Consider the following 1,957-nt stretch of genomic DNA (forward strand, 5'->3'; position numbering starts at 1 on the left):
CCCGCTCGCGTCGGGCGCCACGTCAGCTGTGGATTCCTCCAGTCGATTCCCTCCAGCATGTACGCCAGCTGCGCCGCCGAGATCGACACCGCGCCGCCCGATGCCGATGGCCAGACGAACTTTCCGCGGTCCAACCGCTTGCCGTAGAGCGACAGCCCAATCCCGTCATGCCACAGGATCTTAGCCAGATCGCCGCGCCGACCTCGGAAGATGTAGAGATCGCCCACAAAGGGATCGCGCTTCAGGCTCTCCTGAACCTGCAGCGCCAGACCCTGCATGCCGCGCCGCATGTCGGTGTGGCCCGTCGCAATCCAGACCCGTACGCCGCTCGGAACCGGGATCATCGCCGCGCCAGCGCCTTCAGCACTCGCGTCAGCGCCGCACTATCGACGTCCGACCACACCAGGATCCGATCGCCCTCGGCGAGCACGATCTCCATTTGGCCGGTCACGTTCGGCTCATTCTCCTTTGGGGTCGTATCCGGTGTAATCGTCACGGGAACGATCGGTGCGAGGTTCTTCGGCTCGACGGCCTCAACGCCGAACTGTCGACGCCACGTGAAGAGCTGGTTGGCGTTGAGATCATGACGCCGCGCAACCTCGGCAAGCGAGGCGCCGTCCTCGAGACTCTCGTCGACGATCCGGCGCTTCTCATCCAGCGTCCAGGACCGGCGCTTGCGCCCGAGCGTCGCCGGATCTCCTTCATGGCCGTCCGACATCTGTGATGGTGTCCGCTTCTATTAGAAATGGACACGATCATCGCCGCACTCGCGCTCAGCGCCAGGTGGCCGCCGCCGGAGGCAGACCCTTCAGTGTGCCCTTGCTGACGATCACTACCATCAAGGCGAGCTTCCCGCCGTCGAACTGCAGTCCTGCGCTTACGGCTTTGCCGGAGCCGTATTTTTCGGCGATTGCGACAGCCTCGGAAAGATCCAAGGCGGCAGCGGCGAAGGCTGCGAGCGCAGCCTTATCCTCCTCGCCCAGCTTGAATGCAGACGTTGTTGACCCGTCGTCGACGAGCACTCCCGTCGCAGCATCAACCTTGCCTTCCCACAGTTCCTCGTTCAAAAGGACCTTCACTCTGTAGACAAGGCGACCGGTAGTTCCGTCGAAACTCAGGTCGACAACCTTGGCGCCGGCGCCGCGTTTTTCGGCTATTGCAATTGCACGCCGGGCAGACACCCGAACGTTCCCAAATGCCTTGATTTCCCGCAGGATCGCCGCAGTTTCGGACTCGTTGAATTGCGGGACTGAAGGTTGCGTAACAGGATTGGCAGGCTCGTAGCCAAAGGCCGGGAAAGGCGCAATCGCCAAAATTAGCAGGATGAAGAGCTTCGCACACTTTTTGACGTACATGACAATTCTCCTGCGATGGGAGGGTAGGACGGTTGACAGAGGCAGAAATTACGTCGCTCGGCCTCGGCGTCTTGCGATCGTGATGCGTCTTGCGCCGCTCAACCCCGAACCATCGCAATCAAGACACTTTGAATGTCGCCTTATGAAGGGATTGATAGCGACTGCTGGTTGCCTCAAGTTGCGACCGGCAAGGTGCGTTGACAGCGGATGAGATGACATGCTGCTCGCCCGCTTGAAACGTTATCACTCATACCGCAGCTCGTTTCGGCCCATGTTCCGGAAATCGCGCCGAGCTTGGCTTGCGCTTCCATGCATTCGGATAGCGCCCTTGCGTAGTCGGCCTGTTCCTTGACGCGTGAAGACGTCAGGCCGAGCGCTTCATTCCATACGCCGTAGGACTTTGCTGGATTCCCAGCAAACAACTTCAGCCATTGCGAATTGCTGAAGAAGGTCAATTTCGGGCCAGTCGCAGATGCATACACTTCAGATCAGCTGCTTTCGATCGCCATTTCAGCCTCCATTCCCTGTCTACCCGTCGCTACTCTAGCTAAGGCGACAGAGCGCCATATTGATTTATGTCAACCGCTGTTGACCAACAGCTA

Annotated in this window: 4 protein-coding genes; all 4 read right to left on the minus strand. The window is 59.7% G+C overall.

Features of this window, described 5'->3' with window-relative positions:
* The coding region (tnpB, locus tag Q0239_RS16025) for an IS66 family insertion sequence element accessory protein TnpB (RefSeq protein WP_298604737.1) at positions 1–344 on the minus strand (344 nt) is incomplete at its 3' end.
* Positions 341–718: a transposase gene (locus Q0239_RS16030; RefSeq protein WP_298604739.1), complete on the minus strand. Its 378-nt coding sequence runs from the start codon at positions 716–718 to the stop codon at positions 341–343. The genes Q0239_RS16030 and tnpB, both read right to left, overlap by 4 nt.
* Before the next feature lie 55 nt (positions 719–773).
* Complete coding sequence (locus Q0239_RS16035) at positions 774–1,355, minus strand: PepSY domain-containing protein (protein WP_298604741.1); 582 nt, start codon at positions 1,353–1,355, stop codon at positions 774–776.
* A gap of 173 nt (positions 1,356–1,528) precedes the next feature.
* Positions 1,529–1,810 (minus strand): hypothetical protein, encoded by a 282-nt coding sequence (locus Q0239_RS16040; protein WP_298604743.1) that lies wholly within the window; start codon positions 1,808–1,810, stop codon positions 1,529–1,531.
* Positions 1,811–1,957 lie beyond the last annotated feature (147 nt).

Source organism: uncultured Sphingorhabdus sp. (genome assembly GCF_937872355.1).
Taxonomy (GTDB): Bacteria; Pseudomonadota; Alphaproteobacteria; order Sphingomonadales; family Sphingomonadaceae; genus Sphingorhabdus_B.